This is a genomic window from Halomonas sp. DP3Y7-2 (assembly GCF_019800795.1).
GTDB classification, from domain to species: Bacteria; Pseudomonadota; Gammaproteobacteria; order Pseudomonadales; family Halomonadaceae; genus Halomonas; species Halomonas litopenaei_A.
In genome coordinates this window covers 139339-158742 of the sequence record NZ_JAHVKJ010000013.1, presented here as the reverse complement: position 1 = coordinate 158742, position 19404 = coordinate 139339, and the positions used below count along the sequence as shown (strand labels likewise).

The 19404-nt window shown below is 63.2% G+C and carries 15 protein-coding genes; 4 read left to right on the top strand and 11 right to left on the bottom strand.

Annotated elements, in window-relative coordinates:
* Window positions 1–12 precede the first annotated feature (12 nt).
* From glrR to KUV45_RS18710, 6 genes are all read right to left on the bottom strand, one after another.
* Window positions 13–1398, bottom strand: a complete 1386-nt coding sequence (gene glrR, locus KUV45_RS18735) for a two-component system response regulator GlrR (protein WP_222161611.1) — start codon at window positions 1396–1398, stop codon at window positions 13–15.
* Between the two features lie 19 nt (window positions 1399–1417).
* Window positions 1418–2005, bottom strand: coding sequence for a hypothetical protein (locus KUV45_RS18730; protein WP_224851861.1), 588 nt, complete (start codon window positions 2003–2005; stop codon window positions 1418–1420).
* Window positions 2002–3546 (bottom strand): HAMP domain-containing sensor histidine kinase, encoded by a 1545-nt coding sequence (locus tag KUV45_RS18725; RefSeq protein WP_224851862.1) that lies wholly within the window; start codon window positions 3544–3546, stop codon window positions 2002–2004. Before KUV45_RS18725 ends, KUV45_RS18730 begins: the two co-directional genes overlap by 4 nt.
* An 892-nt stretch (window positions 3547–4438) precedes the next feature.
* Window positions 4439–5749 (bottom strand): amino-acid N-acetyltransferase, encoded by a 1311-nt coding sequence (argA, locus tag KUV45_RS18720; protein ID WP_206940132.1) that lies wholly within the window; start codon window positions 5747–5749, stop codon window positions 4439–4441.
* Window positions 5750–5893: 144 nt separating this feature from the next.
* Window positions 5894–7159 (bottom strand): inorganic phosphate transporter, encoded by a 1266-nt coding sequence (locus KUV45_RS18715; RefSeq protein ID WP_206940134.1) that lies wholly within the window; start codon window positions 7157–7159, stop codon window positions 5894–5896.
* A gap of 83 nt (window positions 7160–7242) precedes the next feature.
* On the bottom strand, window positions 7243–7923 hold the full coding sequence (locus KUV45_RS18710) for a TIGR00153 family protein (protein ID WP_206940136.1): 681 nt from the start codon (window positions 7921–7923) through the stop codon (window positions 7243–7245).
* Window positions 7924–8057: 134 nt separating this feature from the next.
* On the opposite strand from KUV45_RS18710, the gene KUV45_RS18705 reads away from it, so the two are divergent.
* Together KUV45_RS18705 and KUV45_RS18700 are read left to right on the top strand one after the other, a co-directional pair.
* Window positions 8058–8954, top strand: coding sequence for an inorganic triphosphatase (locus tag KUV45_RS18705; RefSeq protein ID WP_222161610.1), 897 nt, complete (start codon window positions 8058–8060; stop codon window positions 8952–8954).
* Between the two features lie 266 nt (window positions 8955–9220).
* A complete protein-coding gene (locus tag KUV45_RS18700; RefSeq protein WP_222161659.1) occupies window positions 9221–10141 on the top strand; it encodes an ion transporter in 921 nt (306 codons plus the stop codon).
* Between the two features lie 56 nt (window positions 10142–10197).
* On the opposite strand, the gene KUV45_RS18695 is transcribed toward KUV45_RS18700, so the two are convergent.
* On the bottom strand, window positions 10198–10821 hold the full coding sequence (locus tag KUV45_RS18695) for an L-threonylcarbamoyladenylate synthase (protein ID WP_206940141.1): 624 nt from the start codon (window positions 10819–10821) through the stop codon (window positions 10198–10200).
* A 134-nt stretch (window positions 10822–10955) separates the two neighbouring features.
* A complete protein-coding gene (locus KUV45_RS18690) occupies window positions 10956–11894 on the bottom strand; it encodes a PHP domain-containing protein (protein ID WP_222161609.1) in 939 nt (312 codons plus the stop codon).
* 233 nt (window positions 11895–12127) lie between these two features.
* On the opposite strand from KUV45_RS18690, the gene KUV45_RS18685 reads away from it, so the two are divergent.
* Entirely contained in the window at window positions 12128–12427 is a 300-nt protein-coding gene (locus KUV45_RS18685; RefSeq protein WP_222161608.1) for a YciI family protein, read from the top strand.
* A 285-nt stretch (window positions 12428–12712) separates the two neighbouring features.
* Window positions 12713–14746 (top strand): bifunctional tRNA (5-methylaminomethyl-2-thiouridine)(34)-methyltransferase MnmD/FAD-dependent 5-carboxymethylaminomethyl-2-thiouridine(34) oxidoreductase MnmC, encoded by a 2034-nt coding sequence (gene mnmC / locus KUV45_RS18680; RefSeq protein WP_222161607.1) that lies wholly within the window; start codon window positions 12713–12715, stop codon window positions 14744–14746.
* Between the two features lie 71 nt (window positions 14747–14817).
* Here mnmC and KUV45_RS18675 read toward each other — a convergent pair whose 3' ends face one another.
* The 3 genes from KUV45_RS18675 to zipA all read right to left on the bottom strand — a co-directional run bounded on the left by KUV45_RS18675 (window position 14818) and on the right by zipA (window position 19342).
* On the bottom strand, window positions 14818–15090 hold the full coding sequence (locus KUV45_RS18675; protein WP_222161606.1) for a YheU family protein: 273 nt from the start codon (window positions 15088–15090) through the stop codon (window positions 14818–14820).
* Window positions 15087–17132, bottom strand: a complete 2046-nt coding sequence (gene ligA, locus KUV45_RS18670; protein ID WP_222161605.1) for an NAD-dependent DNA ligase LigA — start codon at window positions 17130–17132, stop codon at window positions 15087–15089. Before ligA ends, KUV45_RS18675 begins: the two co-directional genes overlap by 4 nt.
* A gap of 248 nt (window positions 17133–17380) precedes the next feature.
* A complete protein-coding gene (gene zipA / locus KUV45_RS18665) occupies window positions 17381–19342 on the bottom strand; it encodes a cell division protein ZipA (RefSeq protein ID WP_222161604.1) in 1962 nt (653 codons plus the stop codon).
* Window positions 19343–19404 lie beyond the last annotated feature (62 nt).

Genomic DNA, 19404 nt, shown 5'->3' with positions numbered 1-19404 from the left:
TCCTACGCCTGGCTAGCGCGCCTGATCGGCCATACCCGGCTTGAACGATGCGGGTTCCAGCTCGTGACGGGACAGCAGCTTGTAGAAGTCGGTGCGGTTGCGGCCTGCGATGCGTGCCGCCTGTGTCACATTGCCTTCGGTGATCTTCAGCACCTTGACCAGATAGCTACGCTCAAAGCCTGCCCTCGCGTCGTTGAAGGTCGGCATGGCATTGTCTTCCGCCGCCAACGCCTGGGCCACCAAGGCTTCGGGAATCATTGGCGCACTGGACAGCGCCACGCACTGTTCCACCACGTTGACCAGCTGACGCACGTTGCCAGGCCAGGCGCAGGTTGCCAGCAGATTGAGCGCTTCCGGCGAGAAGCCCTTGACGAACGGCTTGTGGCGCGACGCCGCCTGGGCAACCAGGTGCTTCACCAGCAGCGGCACATCCTCGGCGCGATCCTTGAGCGCCGGCAGCTTCAGATTGACCACGTTCAGTCGATAGTAGAGGTCTTCACGAAACTCGCCTTCGTGCATGGCCTGGTCGAGATCGCGGTGGGTCGCTGACAGCACCCGCACATCCACCGGTACCGACGTGGTGGAGCCCACTGGCCGTACCTGACGCTCCTGCAGCACGCGCAGCAGCTTGACCTGTATCGCCAGGGGCATGTCCCCGATTTCGTCCAGGAACAGGGTGCCGCCATCTGCCGCCTGGAACAGGCCACCATGTTCGCTGATGGCGCCCGTAAAGGCGCCCTTGGCGTGGCCGAACAGCTCGCTTTCCAGCAGTTGTTCCGGCAAGGCACCGCAGTTGATCGCAATGAAAGGCTTGTCGGCCCGCGCGCTGGCCTTGTGAATCGCGTTGGCCAACAGCTCCTTGCCGGAGCCAGAAGGTCCGGTGACCAATACGCTGACGTCGGAGCCTGCCACCATCCTGGCCTGCTCGAGGATCCGCTCCATCTCGGGACTGCGGGTAATGATGGCCTCGCGCCAACTGTCATCACCTTCGACACCGCTGGCGGTGTTCGACAATGCATCGTCAATGGCACCGAACAGCTCTTCACGGTCCACCGGCTTGGTCAGGAAACTGAACACACCCTGGCGAGTGGCGCTGACCGCATCCGGAATCGACCCATGGGCGGTGAGGATGATCACCGGAAGACCCGGCATGCGCCGCTGAATTTCCTGAAACAGCGCCATGCCGTCCATTTCATCCATGCGCAAATCCGACAACACCAGATCCGGGCGCCCTTCCTCCAGTCGCTTGAGCGCCTCGCGACCGCTCTCGGCAGTGGTAACGCGATAGCCGCGGCTTTCCAGGCGCATGCCAAGAAGTTTCAGCAGGCTGACATCATCGTCAACCAGCAGTACATGGGCACTCGTCTTGGCACTCAAGGTTGCTGCGACTTGCTTCATATCGCCGTCTCCACAGGTTTCATTCCGTCTGTTGGCGCAGGTTGATGTTCTGTTCGATCGCGGTCAGCGCGTCCAGCTTATCGGCCAGCGCCTGATTCTCCTCACGCAGTCGCGATAGCTCGCCATGGTGACGTCCGGCCCGCTGGCTGAGAGCACGGCGGCCCTCCAGCTCGTTAAGCCAGTAGCGCATCAGCGGCTGCAGTTCGCTGGGGGCCATGCTGAGGTCGGCCTTGTACAATTCGGAGGCCTGGTTCCACTGCGCCTCGCTGCCCCAGGCAAGCACCACGGCACGGCCAAGGCGTTGTTCCGGCGCGTGCCCTTCCAGCAGGGCCAGCATGGTATTGCGCCACTCTCGGTCTCCCCGCTGGGAGGCAAGCCCAAAGGCGACCCAGTCCGTCAGCATGCACTCTGACTCAGCGAAGGTGGGAATATCGGCATGGCATGCGCTCAGGTCGAGCGTTTCGACCTTGGGTGCGGTCACGCCACCAGGCTCGATAGGCAGGTACTCACAGCCGCTGAGCAGCGCCAACAGGGCGACAACAGCAGCGGGGCCGGCGGCGCGATATCGCGAGCGCCGGGGTGTCAGGGTCGCACCCCTAGAGGTCATAGCGTCAGGTTCCTTGCGTGCTGGCCCGTCAATGCGGGCCTTGTATCGTTATAGGGGTCGCTGCCGCGACCCTGTGGCGGCGCCACGGGCAGACTCAGGCGAAAACACACCGGCCAGTCTGGATCGTCGACCAGTTCGAGCCGGCCATTTTGCAGCCGTGCGCAGTCTGCCGCCACCGACAGGCCAATCCCGGAGCCCTTGAGGGCGCCCTTGCGGCGAGCCCGGCCCTGATAGAAGGCCTCGAACAGATGCTCGCGATCCTGCTCTGCGATCGGATCGCCGGTATTGGCCACCTCAAGTTCCAGGCGGTCCTGGCGGGTCCGAGCACGAATAAGCAGCTTGCCGCCGTCTTCTCCATATGCCACCGCATTGGATACCAGGTTATCCAGCAGTCTGGCGGTGGCCTGGTGATCGGCGTTCCACTGCAGCGGACCGGAAAACACCTCGACCTGCATGTCCTTCGATTGCAGGCTGAGCCTGTGCTTGGCCAGCACCTCTCGCGCCACGGTCGCCATGTCGATGCGCTCGATGGAGGCACTGCGGTGATGCTGCAGCAAATTATAGTCCAGCAGCTGCTCGATCAGCCGTTGAAGCTCGGCGCCACTGGCGTCGATCAACTCCAGCACTTCTCGCTGACGTGGGCTGAGCTCACCTGCCACCCCATCAGACAGCAGGGCGGAGCCCTCTCGCACACTGGCCAGCGGCGTCTTCAACTCGTGGGACATATGCCGCAGGAACTGCTGCTTCTGCGCTTCGAGCTCTTCAAGGCGGTGGGTCAGCCAGTCCAGACGCTCACCCAGGGCGACCAGCTCCGCGGGACCCTGAACGCGACCAGCGAGACGATCCTGATGACCACTGCCGATGCCGAGAATACGCCGCTCCAACTGACGCACCGGGCGAATGATCAGCCGCGTGAACAGCAGCATCAACAGCAGGCTGGATGACACCAGCGCCCCCGTCTGCCACCACAGCCGCTGCTGCACCTGCTCGGCCCTTTCGCGTATGGCATCCAGGCGCTGATCGATGCGCAGGTTGGTGGCCTGGCGCATGCCTTCGACGTGTCGGGAAAAGGGGACAAAGGTGTCCAGCGAACCGATAAAGGCGTCCTGCTCCTTCTCGGGCAGGGTCGCCAGCTGATTCAACAGCCGTTCCAGTGCCAGGATGTCGGGGTCCTCAGGCAGCAGCAGGCGCTGGCGCGCCAGCAACTGGCGGAATTCCGCCACCCTCTCGGCGTAGATGTCGAGCAGACTCTCTTCCTGAACCACGGCGTACTGGCGCGCCCCACGCTCCATCTCCACCGCCAGGGAGCCCAGGGTGCGGGCACGCCGTGTCTCCGACACCGCTTGACGAGCGCTGACTTCGGCCAGGCGCGACAATTCGGACAGCGCCTGACCTGCCTGGTACATCAGTACACCAAGCGGCAGCATCACCACCACAAAGGCCAGCAATACCAGTTGCAACAACGAACGGGGGCGCCAACGGCGCGTAGCGGCAGTGGTCATGACCAGAGTTCTGTGAAGGAAGGTGAATGAAGCGTCCATCAATCCATCCAGAAGGATACCAGAGTTAGGCCACTCGCCCCGCGTCAACCTCTCATTCGGCATCGCTTGCGAAAAAAAAGGGGCCGGCTGAGCCGGCCCGAATACGCAGGGAACTGAAGGGTCGAAAAACAGATCAATCGATGGCCTGGTCCGCCCATTGAACGGTTTTCCGTTGGCCCGAAGGCCCGAAGCCAGAACACCGCCGTCGTCACCAGGGACCTGACGGTGTTCAGCGGATGGTCTCCCATCCCGCCTCGTTCTGGCCCCGTCGCCGCAGCGCCGGAGCGACATACTCCCCCGAAGGGGTCGGCATCCTTGCCAGAGCATCCTTGCTCTTCACGATACCTGTCCATGCCAACAAGGCCGGTACCGTCTCATCGCAACCTTGTGTTTCACATAGCGTGTCGCACATCACGCGGAGCAGACGCAGAGATCGACATAGACGCACAGGGCAGTGATTCTGTGCCAATCTCGGAGAATTAGACGGCTATGCGGCTAGTCCTCCCCGCTCGTTAAATACATAGCGAAAGCTGTGCCAAAAAAACATAAAAGTCATTAATATCAACAATATAAAAAACACGAAACGCCACCAAACTGTGCTGTAAGCTCAATCAGCGTCGATCGACATGTCGCCCACGACCAAAAACGTCTCTGTTTGCCGACGCAATTTCAGGGTTTTTTCAGAAAACCAGGAAAAACAAAAAGATGCGGCGTCTCCTATTGGAGACGCCGCATCTTTTCTGAGACTCCCTACCAACAACAGGGCTTGTCGCTAGGGCGGATAAACCGGGCTGACAAACAGCGCTTGTCGGTGCCGACGGTCAATCTCCCCGCGAATGCACGCACGGCGATCATCGTGACCGGTCAGCTACTCACCCGGAGCTTGCCTAGGCTATAACCCCTTGCAGAGAACCTTGGACTGCCGCGCATGATTGTAGGCATCGCGCCTGAGCGGTGGGAGCTCGTCCAGCGCCGATGGCACGAAACCATGCTCCAGAAACCAGTGGGCCGTATGCGTCGTCAGTGCGAACAGACGCTGAATCCCCTGCCGCCGAGCCAGACGCTCGATCTCTGCCAGCAGGCGCTCCCCCCTGGCCCCACTGCGATAGTCAGGATGCACCGCCACGCAGGCCAGCTCGGCGACGCTTGCGTCAGTGAAACGGTGCAGTGCGGCGCAACCGATCACCATGCCATCCCGCTCGATGACCAGGTAGTCATCAATTTCATGCTCCAGTCGCTCGCGGGAACGTGGCACCAGCATACCGCGCTTTTCGAGGGGCTCCAGCAGCTCGAGCAACCCTCCGATATCATCGATCTCGGCCGCTCGGAGCTGCTCATAGCGATGCTCGGTGATCATGGTGCCGACACCATCACGGGTGAACAGCTCGGCCAGCAATGCATCCGCATCACGCCAGGACAGCAGGTGGGTGCGCGCCACCCCATGGGTGGCCGCCTCGCAGGCGGCCTCCAGATGTCGCGAGCGCTCTTCCGCCGGATCAGCCTCGGCCAACAGCGGGCGCGCCTGGGCAGGGGTGAGCTGGCGTAACAGCTGCCCGCCCTCATCGCACAGGCCGTCGGACTGCCCCAGCAGGATCAGCTTGTCGGCCTTGAGCGCCACAGCGACCTGCTGGGCGACTTCCGCCGCATCCAGGTCAAACACTTCGCCGGTGCTGGAGAAGCCAAGCGGTGGCAACAACACCAGCGACTGCTGGTCGAGCAAGGCCCGCACCGCACCAGAGCGCACCCGGCGCACCTCGCCGGAGCGCTGAAAGTCGACACCGTCACGCACGCCCAGCGGCTTGGCCATGACCAGATTGCCGGACACGGTCGTCAGCTCGATGCCATGCAGCGGCGTATTGGGTAGCCCCAGCGACAGCCGTGCTTCCAGCCACAGACGCTGCTCGGCGGCGACACGCTCCACCCGAGCCATGATGGTGTCGTCGGCCACCCAACGTGCCTGGTGGCGCACCGGAACGATGCCCTCACTGTCGAGCACGGCGTGCACCTGGTGACGAATGCCAAAGACCACCACCAGCTTGACCCCCAGGGTATGCAGCAGTGCCAGATCCTGAATCAGGGACTCGCCTCGGCCGGCCGCCATCGCCTCCCCTTCGACCAGCACCACAAAGGTTCGGCCTCGGTGGGCATTGATGTAGGGGGATGAGTGGCGAAACCAGTCAACGAAGGAGAAAGAGGTAGTCAAGGACCGAACCTGCTGCAGCGGACGAGGGGAATGATGGAGTCATCACTATATCAGAGCCTGCTGGCGCTCCACACCTGCGCGCCCAGGGTCGCAAACGACGACGGCGCCCGCAGGCGCCGTCGATATCCAGGGCAGACACTGAGATCAGTTGAAGATGCCCTTGAACATGAAGAAGAACATGATGGCAAGACCCGCACCCGCCGGCAGCGTGATCAGCCAAGACATCACGATGGTGCCGATGACGCGCAGGTTGAGCGCGGCCAGACCGCGTGCCAGTCCCACACCAAGCACCGCACCTACCAGCGTATGGGTGGTCGAGATCGGCAGACCGGTGCCCGATGCCAGCACCACCGTGGTGGCGGCGGCCAGAGTCGCGGCGAAGCCACGGCTCGGCGTCAGTTCGGTGATGCCGGTCCCCACGGTGGCGATGACCTTGTGGCCATAGGTCACCAGGCCGACGACGATACCCCCGCCGCCGAGCACCAGCACCCACCAGGGCACAGCCGACGCCCCTTGAATGCTGCCGTGCTCATGCACCACGCTGATGACCGCCGCCAGCGGGCCCACGGCGTTGGCCACGTCGTTGGAGCCATGGGCAAACGCCATGGCGCAGGCGGTAAAGATCATCAGTACGCCGAAGACTCGCTCGACCCCTTCAAAGCCGAAGGCATCGGTCTTGCGCTGGCTGCGATCGATGCTGCGCTCACGCCAGACACCCAGACCCGCCAGCGCCACACCAAAGGCCAAGGCAATCAGCAGGCTCTCGAAGGGCGCCAGGTGCAGACCCACATGCTTGAGGCCCTTGGTCAAGGTCACCATGGCGACGATGAAGCCGACCAGGAACACATACATGGGCACGTAGCGCTTGGCCGCGACGAACGGATCGTCGGCCTCGAAGACCAGGCGCTGGACCGATTTGAACAGCATGAAGCCAATGGAACCCGCCAGCAGCGGGGACACGATCCAGCTGGCGGCGATCTGGCCGACCTTGCTCCAACCGACGGCCTCGATACCAAGGCCGGCCAGGGCAAAACCGACAATCGCGCCGACGATGGAGTGGGTGGTGGACACCGGCCAGCCCTTCATCGAGGCGATCAACAGCCAGGTCCCTGCCGCCAGCAGCGAGGCCAGCATGCCGTAGACCAAAAGTTGTGGATCGTTTTCGAGCAGCGCCGGATTGATGATGCCTTTGCGGATCGTTTCCGTGACCTGGCCACCGGCCAGCCAGGCGCCGAGGAATTCGAAGATGACGGCGATAATGATCGCCTGTTTGATGGTGACCGCCCGAGACCCTACCGAGGTCCCCATGGCGTTGGCGACGTCATTGGCGCCGACACCCCAGGCCATGAAGAAACCAAACACGCAGGCCAGTAGGATGAAGATGTCACCGTGCTGGGCAATGATCGACATGGGAGAAGATCCCTTGATTGCTGACTGAGGAAACTCTGAATGACGTCAGGCCGCGTTGGCGCGGCCTGTCGGGGCGACGGTCTTCAATTCGCCGTCATGATCTGGAGGCGACTGCCGACCCGCTCGGCGCGGTCCGACACTTCACCGATCCATTCGATGATCTGATAGAGGAACATCACGTCAACCGGCGGCAGGTCCTTCTCGAGGACAAACAGCTGTCGGCGAATGGCGATCTGCTGCTCGTCGGCACGTTGTTCCAGCGCGTGCAGATCACGAATCAGCTTCTGCATCAGCTCGGTCACGTTCTTGCCGAAGCCGGACTCGAGCAGGTCCTTGAGTTCTTCCAGGGCCTGGCGTGCCTGGGCGACACAGTCGACCGATGTGGCGATGTACTCGCGCATCGGCGTCGCCAGGGAGTCGGGCACCTGCATCTGACGCCCGAGCATGATGCCGGTGATATCGCGGGTCTTGTTGGCGATCTTGTCCTGCACGCTGACCAGATCGAGCAGGTCAGAGCGAGATACCGGCAAGAACAGGGTATTGGGCAAGTTGAGACGCAGCTCGGTCTTGAGCGAGTCGGCCTCATGCTCGAGTCGAGTGATCACTTCGCGGTGCGCGGCGGCAGCATCCCAGTCACCCTGCAGCGTTGCCTCGAAGAACGGCAACAGCTCAGCAGAGCAGTCGTGGGCCTTTTCGATGTGGGCCAGCAGCGGTTGAAACGGGGAGCGGCCAAACATCGCCGAAAACGGATTTGATGTCACCATAGGGAGTCACGGACACTGGAGAAATGGCGGCGACAGTATAGTGACCCCAAACTGTCACGTCATGGAAAAGTTACCGTCATCACCACGCAATCTTGACCCGGTCCATATTCCCTTTGGCACGCCAGGACACCACTATGAGCCATGAAATCGAACTAAAGCTCGCCCTCGGACAGCATGGCCCCGACGCGCTGCGCCGCCACCCTCGCCTGGCCGGCGCCGACAGCCAGCGCAAGACGCTGATCAATACCTACTTCGACACCCCTGAAGATGACCTGAAAAAGGCACGCGTCGCCCTCCGGCTCAGAAAGATCGGCGACCAGTGGCTGCAGACTTTGAAAACCAGTGGCCAGGGCAGCTCCGGCTTGTCCACCCGTGGCGAGTGGGAGTGGCAGGTAGACGGCGACCAGCTGGACCTCGACGGTCTGCGTGACTTGCCGCCCTTTCAGGCGCTGGCCGATGACGTCGATATCGATGTGCTGCTGTCGCGCCTGAGGCCTCGCTTCACCACCAACTTCCAGCGCCAGCTGTGGTGGGTAGACAGCGATGGCAGCCAGATCGAAGTCGCCCTCGACGAGGGCTCCATCGAGGTGGGCGAGGCCTGCTGCGTCATTCGTGAGCTGGAGCTCGAACTCAAGCAGGGTGAGGCGTCGCGCCTGCTCGAACTGGCCGAGGGCTTCGCTGAAAGCGTGCCGCTGCGGCCTTCGGACTCGAGCAAGGCCGCACGCGGCACCGCCCTCACCCAAGGCTGGCAACTGCCCCCTGGCAGAGGACCACAGGATCGCCTGCACCAGGTGGTCGTTGCTCTGGATGCCTACGCAGATACCCAGCAGCAGCGCTGGCGCGAGGCCGCCTGCGAGGCGCTTGGACACCTAGCCGAGGACAGCGACAGTGCCGACATCAGCCGCGACGCTCACAGCTTGCGCGACGCGTTGCAGCAGGCACCGCAGGAGCAGGACTGGCTCACCTCGGAGATGGGAGCGCTATTGTTGCGGTTGGGTCGCCGGCTACCCCAGAGCGTCGAGATGGAGTAACGTCAGTGGCGAGGTAGCGCGCTGTCTACGGCGCGCCCACCCCAGGCCTGTATCCCGATCGATCAGGCCTTGTGTCGATCCAACTCTGTGTCGATCAGACCCTGTATCGAGCAGCCTGGTATCGAGCAGCCCTTGTATCGAGCAGCCCTTGTATCGAGCAGCCCCTGGCCGACACAGATCATGATCAGGCTTATGTCTCTTACCACTGTCTATCAGCCCTATCTATCAGCCCTATCTCTCACTACAGCGAAAGGAAAGCGCCCGTGATCAATGGCCATAAGCCGGCTGCCGAAGGCCTCAAGACTCGCGTGTTTCAGATCATCTTCGAGTCCGACACGCGCCTTGCCAAAGGCTTCGATATTGCCCTGATCACGGCCATTCTCCTCAGCGTGCTGGTAGTGGTGCTTGAGAGTGTGGATGGACTGCGCGCCGAGCATGGAGAGCTGTTTCGCTCGCTGGAATGGACCTTCACGATTCTCTTCACTATCGAGCTTGGCCTGCGGCTCTACTGCCTGGAGCGCCCGCTCAACTACTTGAAGAGCTTCTACGGCGCCGTTGATCTGATCGCGATCCTGCCAAGTTGGCTGGCGCTCCTGATTCCCGGCGCACAGTCGCTGATCGTGATTCGTCTGCTCAGAAGCCTGCGTATCTTCCGAGTACTGCGACTGATGGAGTTCGTCGGCGAAGGCAGGTTGCTGATCGATGCCCTGAAACGCAGCGGCCATCAAATCTTTCTGTTTCTGTTCACCGTGTTCATGCTGGTCACGATCTTCGCCTCCCTGATGTACTTGATAGAGCCCAGGGAAGCGGGCTTCACCAGTATCCCCGTCGCCATCTACTGGGCGGTGGTCACGCTGACCACCGTCGGCTATGGCGATATCTCACCGGTCACACCACTGGGCCAGGCGATCAGTGTGGTGGTCATGCTGATCGGCTACTCGATCATCGCGGTGCCCACCGGCGTGTTCTCCGCCGAGGTCATCCGTTCGATCCGATCAGACCGCTACTCGGACGAGGCCTGCCCTGGCTGCGGCCATGACCGTCATGAGCAGCGGGCCAAGTACTGCCTGATCTGTGGCACCTGGCTGGACGAGGAAACGCCGGACCCCAACGCCCCAGAGCCAGAACCTGAATCAGAGGGCGACGCGGGCGATGAACAAACGCCCAGCCCTGCTGACGACAAATAGCCAGCTCGCACTCACCATTCCTCGGGGCAGGCTTCCCCGGGACAACCCCGGCTCGCCTACTCGGTGAACGGCGCCACATCCCCACGACCTTCACGCACGATGACGGGCGGCATCTCGCGCAGGTCGATGACGCTGGTGGGCTCGAGCGTGCAGGCCCCGGCATCGATGATCAGGTCGAGATGCGCACCGAAGCGGTCACGAATCTCTTCCGGATCGGTCATAGGCAGCGTCTCGTCCACGGGAATCAGGGTCACGCTCATCAAGGGTTCGCCCAGCCGCTCCAACAGCGCTCTCGATATCTCGTGGTCCGGCACCCGCACGCCGATCGAGCGGCGCTTGGGATGCAGCAACAACCGGGGCACTTCCGTGGTGGCGTTGAGGATAAAGGTGTAAGCACCAGGCGTATGAGCCTTGAGCAAGCGGAAGACGGCATTGTCCACCTTGGCATACGTACCGATCTCGGACAGGTCCGAACACACCAGGGTGAAATTGTGCTTGTCATCCAACGAGCGCAGCCACTTGATCTTCTCGATGGCCTTCTTGTCACCCAGATGACAGCCCAGGGCATAGCCCGAATCCGTCGGATAGGCCACCACGCCCCCCTTGTGGATGATCTCCACCGCGCGATCGATCAAGCGCTTCTGGGGGTTGTCCGGGTGTATCTGAAAATACTGAGTCATGTCGCCTCCCTGGCGATGCAATAGAGCGTATGTAATGACAGCAGCGCATCAGGCATCACGGGCATCCGCTGTCTTTCAGGCCTTGCTGTGAGCCTAGACCGAATTGCTCCGGACGGCGTCCTCGCTCGCGCCGCTCAGGCGGTCCACCGAGACAGCTGCGGATGGGTCCATACCGGCCGCACGGCAGTGCGCGGGACCGCCGTCATGGTACCTGGCGCCAGATGCCCCCCAGGAAAATGAAAATCGCTGCCGAGGGATCCATACATGTCGCGTTCCATCAGCTGTCGCGCCAGATCCCGCGTGACGTCTGGATTCTGGGAACCGCTGACCAGTTCGGCTGCCTGTCCGCCAGCCGCACAGAACTCATCCAGCAGCAGACCACGCTTGCGCCGGGTCAGCTTGTAGCGCAAGGGATGAGCCAGCACCGCAACGCCGCCACTATCGAGGATCCATTCGACGATTTCCGACAGATACGGCCAATGCGATTTCACGTCACCTATCTTGCCGTTGCCCAGATACTTGCCAAACGCGGTCGGCAGATCGGCCACCAGTCCCTCGGCGACCATGACATGGGCAAAGTCCGGGCGATTGAGCGGACGATCACTGCCGGCCCAGGCACGCGCCTTGGCCAGCCCGTCGCTCAGCCCGATGCGCTCCAGCCGCTTGGCGATAGTGTCGGCGCGTTTTTCCCGCGCCAGCGCCTGCCCGGCCAGACCGCTTTCGAGCAGGGGACCGGCGCCACCAGGCAGCAAGCCCACCACATGGATATTGATCCCCCGCCACTGGCAGGAAAGCTCCGTGGCCGGCAGCAGTGACATGCCCAAGTCGCGGGCACGCTGGCCCGCCTCATCCACCCCAGCCAGGGTGTCATGATCGGTGAGAGCGACGTGGCTCAGCCCTTTCTGATGGCAAAGGTCCATCAGCGCAGTGGGTGCGAGAGCGCCATCCGAGGCCGTGGAATGCATGTGGAGGTCAACGGCGAGGGGCGCGCCTTCGAAGGTATCAACCAGCGCAGCGCGGCTGTCCAGCGCCGGCGTATCAGCAAGCGCAGGGGTATCAAAAAGGGAAGGCATGGGACAGGAAACTGGCTCCTCGACATGACGCCGGGCGGCGACTTTGACAGAATATGCCGTCCATGGTGCGCGTGGCGCCCGCCACGGTCAATGCTGACGCCCTGAACGCCAGCCTGTGCTGCCGCTCCCGTGACCGGTTCAACGGGCATTTACCTGTCCGCGCCGACGCCATCCGGTGATGCCAGTTAGCCTGCCCCAGCTGTCACGCTCGGGCCCCAATCGAGGAAGATGCGATGCTCTACGCTATCATCAGTCAAGATGTGGATAACAGCCTGGAACGGCGCCTGGCCGCGCGACCGGACCATCTGGCCCGCCTTGAAGCGCTGCGTGACGAAGGACGACTGGTGTTGGCTGGCCCGCACCCCGCCGTCGACAGCGACAACCCTGGAGATGCCGGATTCAGCGGCAGTCTGGTCGTGGCCGAATTTGCCGACCTGGCCACCGCCCAGGCCTGGGCGGACGCCGATCCCTACGTGATCGCGGGCGTCTACGCCAACGTCAGCGTCAAGCCTTTCAAGAAGGTCCTGCCCTGAACCAGGCACGCGCGACCCCGACACGTCGGTCGGGGCGCCATCACCCCTGAATCCAACGCAGCACCCTGTCAGCCAGCGAGCCAATGCGTCAGGCGTTCCGCTCCCCAGAACCTGGAGCCCCTCGCTGCGACGGCGCAGACGCCATTATCCACAGCAGCTTGTTCACAGAGACTGTGGAAAAGTCTGTTGAAACGCCGCGGACGCATTGCTGCAGCCCTGCTGTCACGCTTATGACAGCAAGATGATCATTTCTTGACCAGCTCTCATCCGCAGGAACCGATAGCCGTGACCCACGCTCCCGACGGCCTTCCCGCCCTGACCTCCGCAACGCCGGCCGAGCTTGAATGGCGTGAGGAAAGCAGCGGCCTGAGCCCGCACTCACGCGTCTTCGACGACGTCTACTTCTCCCGCCATGACGGTCGCGCTGAGACCGAGCACGTGTTCATTCACGCCAATCACCTGCCCCAGCGATTCCAGGAATGGACCCCGGAGCGGCCCCTCGTGATCGGCGAGACAGGCTTCGGTACGGGTTTGAATATGCTGTGTGCCTGGCAAGCCTTTGACCAGCACGCCCCCGCCGGTGCCCGCCTTCACCTGGTGTCCACTGAGCGCTACCCCATGTCCGCCGCTGACCTTGCCCAAGCGCTGGCGGGGTGGCCAGACCTGGCGGATCGCGCCGCCGCGCTCATCGAGGCCTGGCCTGAACCGGTCATCGGCGTTCACCGATTGACGCTGTCCCCGCGGGTGACTCTGGACCTCCACATCGGGGACAGTAGCGAGCGCCTGGCATTGCTGGATGGCCGAGTGGATGCCTGGTTCCTGGATGGCTTCGCCCCGGCCAAGAACCCTGACATGTGGCAACCCGCGCTGTTTGAGCAGATGGCGGCGCGCTCGCGCCCAGGCGCGACGTTTGCCACCTTCACCTGCGCGGGTATCGTCAAACGTGGCCTCAAGGCAGCGGGCTTTCAGTGGCGCAAGGTCCCAGGCCATGGACGTAAACGCGAGATGCTGGCCGGCGAGATCGACACGCCCCCAGCCGACAAGCGGCGTCAGGCAACCCCCTGGTATAGCCCACCGCCAGCTCTGCCCCATCGCCGGGTGGCCATCATCGGCGCCGGGATCGCCGGCTGTGCCACCGCCGAGGCGCTGGCTCGCCGTGGTATCGAGGTCACCTTGATCGACAGCACTGCGCCCGGGGCCGGGGCGTCGGGCAACGAACAGGGCGCCCTCTACGTCAAGCTGGCAGCCGATACCAACCACCAGAGCAGGGTCTACCTGGCTGGTCTGCTCTATAGCCAGCGTTGGCTGGCTCGGCTCGACGGCGAGGGTCAGCTGTGGTCACCCTGTGGCGTGCTGCAGCTGGCTCATGGGGACCGCGAGGCTCGCCGTCAGCGGCGCTTCCTCGAGCATCACCCGCTGCCGCACTCGGTGGTGCATTCGATCGATGCCGCGCAGGCATCACAACTGGCAGGAGTGCCTGTGACAGCGGGTGGGCTCTGTTATCCCGGAGCGGGCTGGGTCAAGCCACGCGCCCTGTGCGAGTTTCTGGTCGCACGTCCTGGCGTGAACTTCGTGAAGGCCCAGATCCACGATCTGAGGGCGTCAGACCAGGGCTGGCGTCTGCTGGGCACCGCAGCGGATGGCCGTCAGGTGGCGGTTGACGCAGACCAGGTCGTCATCGCCACTGCCCACCAGGCGAACCAGTTCGCGTATACCCAGGGGCTGCCGCTGCAGCCGGTCAGAGGCCAGGTCAGTCGCTGGCGACTGCCCCCTGACGCGCCGGCGCCGCAGCGGGTCGTCTGCGCAGGCGGCTATGTGGCTCCGCCCCTGGAGGGCGTACTGACCTTTGGCGCCACCTTCGTCCCCGGCCGCAGCGATGCCGACACGCTGCCAGAGGATCATGCGGCCAATCTAAGAGAACTCGACCAGACCTTGCCTGGCTACACCGACCGGCTGCGTGCACAGGGAATCACGCTAAGTACCGAGTCTCTCGACGGTAGAGGTGGCGTACGTTGCGCCAGCCCTGACAAGAGCCCCTACGCAGGCCCGCTGCCCGACCAGCAGGCCTGGGTCGAGGACTATGCGGTACTGGAAAAGGACGCCACCCGAGTGCCTGATACACCAGGTCGTCACCATCGGGGGCTCTGGATCAGCGCCGCCCACGGGTCCCGTGGCCTGGCCAGCGCGCCACTGTGCGCCGAGGTGCTGGCATCACGGATCTGCGACGAACCGCTGCCACTAGAAGCGCCACTGGCCGACCATCTGCACCCCGGGCGCAGGGTGATCAGAGACATCATTCAAGGCAAGCGTCGCCACTGATACCCGCCCTTGCTTCACTGGGGATCGGCAGCGAAGGGGCGCTAGACGTGAGTCGAGCGTCCCTTCGCTGTTTAGATATCGCCTTCTTCCTCGTCGTCAGCCAGATCCCTGCCAAAGGCACGCCACTGGGCCAATGTCAGCACTTCGGTACTCTCGGTCTCCAGGTCGTGGGCGATGATCAACTCTGAGCGCTCCAGCTGGGCCTTGAGTTGCTTGACCCAGCCGTGCATGCCTTCCCCTGTGTCTGTGGTGTCGTAGCCCTGACGAGTCACAAAGCTCTCGAGCAGTGCATCGAGGGTCTCTCTAGGCAGCATCCGATACGGCACTTCCACGAATCGACTCATGCGTCCTCCTTATCGCTCGCTTCCCATTGCGCTAGACGCTCGAGAAACGTGGCTTCATCGATGACCGGGACACCGGCTTGTTCGGCCTTGGCCAGCTTGCTTCCCGCACCGGGACCAGCCACCAGGCAATGGGTCTTCTTCGAGACGCTACCCGAGACCTTGGCACCGAGCGCCTGCAGGCGCGCCTTGCCCTCATCCCGCGTCATGGTTTCCAGGGTGCCGGTCAATACCCAGGTCTGGCCTTCCAGCGGTGTTGCCTGCTCGCTGACGCTGATCTCGTCCCAGCGGACTCCAGCCTCCAGCAACGCCTTGATGGTATCGACGTTGTGCTCCTGGTCGAAAAAGGTGGCCACATGCTTCGCCACCACCGGCCCTACGTCCTCGACGGCTTCCAGGGCCTCCCCATCGGCCTGCATCAGGGCCTCCAGGCTGCCAAAGTGGCTAGCCAGGTTGGCCGCGGTGGCTTCACCCACTTCGCGTATCCCTAGCGCATAGATGAACCGACCCAGCGTTGTGTCTTTCGAGCGCTCGAGCGCCTTGACCAGATTGGTCGCGGACTTCTCCGCCATGCGAGGCAGCCCGGCAAGCTCCGGTGTCGTCAGCGAGAACAGGTCCGCCGGCGTCTTGACCATGTCACGATCCACCAGCGCCTCGATCAGCTTCACTCCAAGCCCATCGATATCCAGCGCGCGACGTGAGGCGAAGTGCTTGAGCGCTTCCTTGCGCTGGGCAGCGCAGTAAAGCCCGCCGGAGCAGCGAGCCACCGCCTCGCCCTCGATACGCTCGATCTCGGACTCACAGACCGGGCAATGCTGGGGAAAGGCGATGTCTTGGCCCTCGCCGTCGGCGGCAGCCTCGACCACCCGAACTACCTGAGGAATAACGTCCCCTGCGCGCCGAATAGCGACACGATCGCCAATGCGCACACCCAGGCGCGCGATCTCGTCCGCGTTGTGCAGAGTCGCATTGGACACCGTGACGCCTGCTACGCTGACAGGCTCCAGTCGCGCCACTGGAGTGATGGCGCCGGTTCGGCCGACCTGGAACTCGACATCCTTCAGGGTGGTGGTCTGCTCCTGGGCGGGAAACTTGAAGGCTATCGCCCAGCGTGGCGCGCGCGAGACGAACCCCAGCTCCCGCTGCAGGCGCAATTCATCCACCTTGATCACCACGCCATCGATGTCCACATCCAGGGAATCGCGGCGCTCGCCAAGGCGCCGGCAGTAGTCGATCACCCCCTCGGCGCCGGTGACCACCTCGAGGTCACGGCTGACCGGAAGCCCCACCGCTGCCAGTGAGTGCATCAGCTCACTGTGGGTCCTGGCGCCCTGATCCGGCTCCAGCCTGGCGACCTGATAAGCGCTGAATTCCAGGGGACGCTTGGCCGTCACTCTGGGATCGAGCTGACGCAGACTACCGGCGGCGGCGTTGCGGGGATTGGCGAAGACCTTGTCATCCTGCTCCCGCGCCCTTTCGTTCATGGCTTCGAACTCCCGGTGGCGCATGACCACCTCGCCACGCACCTCCATCAGGCTAGGCGCCTGGTCGCCGCGCAAGCGCAGCGGAATCGACTTGAGGGTCTTGAGGTTGGACAGAATTCCCTCGCCGGTACGGCCATCTCCGCGGGTGGCCCCGCTGACCAGCACACCCTGCTCGTACACCAGCGACACGGCGGCGCCATCCAGCTTCGGCTCGCAGACAAACGACAGCGCCTCAGGCGAGAGCTCCAGCCGTTCGGCCACGCGGTTCACGAAGGCGCGAAGCTCCTCATCGTCAAAGGCGTTGTCGAGGGACAGCATCGGCAGCGCATGGGTGACTTCAGGAAAACCATCGGCAGGCTTGGCCCCCACCCGCTGGGTCGGGGACTGCGGGCTGGCGAGGTCGGGGTGCGCCTGCTCGAGCTCGCTCAATCGACGCAATTTGCGGTCATACTCGATGTCCGGCAGACGCGGATCATCCAGCACGTAGTAGCGATAGTTGGCGTCATCGAGTTCGGTGCGCAGTTGCGCCACCTCGTCGCGAATCGAAGCGTCGGTGGTCATGTCAGCCCTTTGGCGAATAGCAAACGTCTTGGTCTGGCACCATTTTACCCCATGCCCCTCGGGAAAAAACCGCTGCGGGACCGCTCTCGCCAGACGACGCAAATGCAAGCGGCCCCGTGTTTTCACGGGGCCGCTTTCTCTTTACTGCTGACTTGACCGGCTGTCTGGTATCGCTGTCACGGTGGCAGTCTTCGCCATGCATCACGCCGTAGCCGTCGGTCGATGGAGAACGAGCGTCGCCGCTCCTCTCAGTTGACCTGGTAGCGATGCAGACGATGCCTGCGCTCGAACTCCTGCACGCGCTGACGAGCGAACTCCACGGTTTGAGCGGTCATTACGCTGCGGTTTTCATCCTTCAGCTCGCCCCCCATGTGGCGCACGATCACCATGGCGGTCTCGACCATGGCCTCAAAGGCAGCCGAGCTGTCCTTGGCGCTGGGTAGCGGCATCAACAGGGTGATGCCCGGGGTCGTGAAGTCGTCCATCGCCTCGATCGGGAAGGTGCCCGGCTTGAGCACGTTCACCATGGAGAACTGCAGGGCGCTGCCCTCGTCCTCGGTCTCGAACCGGTGGAAGATCCCCATCTCACGACTGTAGCGCAGGCCGCAGGCCATCATCAGCTCTAGCAGCGTTGTGCCGGGGAAGCCGTTCTCATCACGGGACATGACGCTGATGACGATGATTTCCTCGGCGTTGCTGAGACTGTCGCGGGCGTGCTCGGCATTGACATCATGACGAAGCGCCTTTTCCAGCACAGGATGCGGGCGTACCTTGCCGCCGTGCCCGCTATCGAAACCTTCGTCGTAAGCGGCATACCCACTACCATCCTCAACGTCAAACTCGGGCTCGGGAACGTCTGCTTCCCAGCGCGGCTCGGCCGCTGGTGCCTGGTGGGAGGCCTGAAGCGTCTGCTCGTGCTCGGCTGTTGCCCGCTGGCGCTCGGCTGTTATCCGCTCGCGCTCGGACCGCTTCAGCGCAGCTTCCCGCTCTGCGGCCAGGTGCTGTCGCTCTGCCTGCTCGCGTTCCCGCTTGGCGGCGTTTTCGGCATCCTGCTCGGCCTTGCGCTTGGCAGCTTCTGCTTTCTGCTCAGCCTTGAGGCGGGCCTTTTCCGCTTTCTGCTGTTCACGCCGTTCGCGGCGCTCGCTGACGCTCTTCTGCAACGAGGCGCCAAAGCGCTGCATGGAGCTTCCCATACGGCGTGAGCGATCCTTGAGCGAGTCACCCATGCCCTCGAAGTCGACCAGGCGATACTGATCTTCGTCGAAGTCTTCATGATCTTCAGGATCGGCAGCCAGGTGCATGGCGTTCGGGTCGCGTCTTGCGGTGCGCTCTTCCGCACCCTTGACGCCAGCTTCACCAGTGGTGTCGCTATCGTCAGCGGTGGCAGACAGCACCGGCTCGCGACGATCCCCAGCATCGGCCGGACCAGCCGCTTCTGCGTCCACGTGCGCCGCCGGTGTCTCGGCAACGCTCGGGGTGTCGGCGGGTGGAGCCTCTGACGCTTCTGGGGCCTCGCTCGGAATAGCGGGCGCCGGGGCTGTTCTATCCACCCCAGCCGCATGCGCATTTTCTTCAACCTCAGCCGCGGGCGCTGACCTTTCAACCTCAGCCGCAGGCGCTTTCTTCTCAACCTCAGCCGCAGGCGCTGTTGTTTCAACCCCAGCCGCGGGCGCTGTCCTTTCAACCTCAGCGTCAATCCCGGCCGCAGGTGCTGTTCTATCCACCCCAGCCGCAGGCGCTTTTTCTTCAACCCCAGCCGCAGGCGCTTCAGCAGTCGTCACCCCAGCCCTACCACGGTGGGCCTGACTGGAGCGGAATTCGGACAATACCCGAGAAGGTCCAGGATGCTCCTGGCGCTCAAGCTTGGGTTTGGGCTGCACACTGGAGAAATCGGCGGGCTTGATCACCCGAGCCCCTCCGTTGGGCAGCTCCCAATTGATTTCTTCCTCGCGCGCTCTCTCTTCGGGGTCATCCAGATCAGAGCCCCCGTCTACTGTGTCACGTCTGGCGGACACATTGACGCCAGGATGGCCCGCAACGGCGGCCTCCTGTGCCTGGCTTCGATCCAAGCCAGCGTCATCGAGAACGTCTCCCTGCACCTCATCCAGGCGGGGAGTGCGACGTTGGCGCTGCAGGCGACGCGCCCCATCGATAACGATGAGGGTCACCAGTGCCAGCCCCAGAATGATCAGCCACTCTCTTAGTTCCATGGGTCGTCATGCCTTTGCTAAGGCGCCATGCCTGATGGTTGTCCGTCAACAGCATAGCGTGA

Coding starts and splice junctions, on each gene's coding strand:
- glrR (WP_222161611.1), bottom strand. CDS start 1,398: ATGAAGCAAGTCGCAGCAACCTTGAGTGCCAAGACGAGTGCCCATGTA.
- KUV45_RS18730 (WP_224851861.1), bottom strand. CDS start 2,005: ATGACCTCTAGGGGTGCGACCCTGACACCCCGGCGCTCGCGATATCGC.
- KUV45_RS18725 (WP_224851862.1), bottom strand. CDS start 3,546: ATGGACGCTTCATTCACCTTCCTTCACAGAACTCTGGTCATGACCACT.
- KUV45_RS18715 (WP_206940134.1), bottom strand. CDS start 7,159: ATGTCGATCATTGCCCAGCACGGTGACATCTTCATCCTACTGGCCTGC.
- KUV45_RS18710 (WP_206940136.1), bottom strand. CDS start 7,923: ATGGTGACATCAAATCCGTTTTCGGCGATGTTTGGCCGCTCCCCGTTT.
- KUV45_RS18705 (WP_222161610.1), top strand. CDS start 8,058: ATGAGCCATGAAATCGAACTAAAGCTCGCCCTCGGACAGCATGGCCCC.
- KUV45_RS18695 (WP_206940141.1), bottom strand. CDS start 10,821: ATGACTCAGTATTTTCAGATACACCCGGACAACCCCCAGAAGCGCTTG.
- KUV45_RS18690 (WP_222161609.1), bottom strand. CDS start 11,894: ATGCCTTCCCTTTTTGATACCCCTGCGCTTGCTGATACGCCGGCGCTG.
- KUV45_RS18685 (WP_222161608.1), top strand. CDS start 12,128: ATGCTCTACGCTATCATCAGTCAAGATGTGGATAACAGCCTGGAACGG.
- KUV45_RS18675 (WP_222161606.1), bottom strand. CDS start 15,090: ATGAGTCGATTCGTGGAAGTGCCGTATCGGATGCTGCCTAGAGAGACC.
- ligA (WP_222161605.1), bottom strand. CDS start 17,132: ATGACCACCGACGCTTCGATTCGCGACGAGGTGGCGCAACTGCGCACC.
- zipA (WP_222161604.1), bottom strand. CDS start 19,342: ATGGAACTAAGAGAGTGGCTGATCATTCTGGGGCTGGCACTGGTGACC.